Source organism: Pseudomonas sp. FG47, assembly GCF_057809115.1.
This window is the reverse complement of record NZ_JBMDJI010000084.1, coordinates 1-830: the sequence shown is the minus strand read 5'-3', so window position 1 is coordinate 830 and position 830 is coordinate 1. Positions and strand designations below refer to the sequence as shown.

Here is an 830-nt window from a genome sequence, read left to right as displayed (position 1 = left end):
ATGTTGGGTTAAGTCCCGTAACGAGCGCAACCCTTGTCCTTAGTTACCAGCACGTCATGGTGGGCACTCTAAGGAGACTGCCGGTGACAAACCGGAGGAAGGTGGGGATGACGTCAAGTCATCATGGCCCTTACGGCCTGGGCTACACACGTGCTACAATGGTCGGTACAGAGGGTTGCCAAGCCGCGAGGTGGAGCTAATCTCACAAAACCGATCGTAGTCCGGATCGCAGTCTGCAACTCGACTGCGTGAAGTCGGAATCGCTAGTAATCGCGAATCAGAATGTCGCGGTGAATACGTTCCCGGGCCTTGTACACACCGCCCGTCACACCATGGGAGTGGGTTGCACCAGAAGTAGCTAGTCTAACCTTCGGGAGGACGGTTACCACGGTGTGATTCATGACTGGGGTGAAGTCGTAACAAGGTAGCCGTAGGGGAACCTGCGGCTGGATCACCTCCTTAATCGAAGACATCAGCCTGCTGATGAGCTCCCACACGAATTGCTTGATTCAAATGTGAAGACGATCAAGACCCTATATAGGTCTGTAGCTCAGTTGGTTAGAGCGCACCCCTGATAAGGGTGAGGTCGGCAGTTCAAATCTGCCCAGACCTACCAATATGCGGGGCCATAGCTCAGCTGGGAGAGCGCCTGCCTTGCACGCAGGAGGTCAGCGGTTCGATCCCGCTTGGCTCCACCACTTTCTGTTGTGTCTACTTGATCAGAACTTAGAAATGAACATTCGTTGATGAATGTTGATTTCTGACTTTTGTCAGATCGTTCTTTAAAAATTCGGATATGTGATAGAAATAGACTGAATGCCAGTTTCACT

General features: G+C 51.8%; 2 tRNA genes and 1 rRNA gene. All 3 read left to right on the top strand.

Annotation, left to right across the window (positions count from 1 at the left end):
* Positions 1–462, top strand: a 16S ribosomal RNA gene (locus ACODS5_RS24650); the annotation flags it as partial.
* A 77-nt stretch (positions 463–539) separates the two neighbouring features.
* A tRNA-Ile gene (locus ACODS5_RS24645) sits at positions 540–616 on the top strand.
* A 6-nt stretch (positions 617–622) separates the two neighbouring features.
* Positions 623–698, top strand: a tRNA-Ala gene (locus ACODS5_RS24640).
* Positions 699–830: the final 132 nt, after the last annotated feature.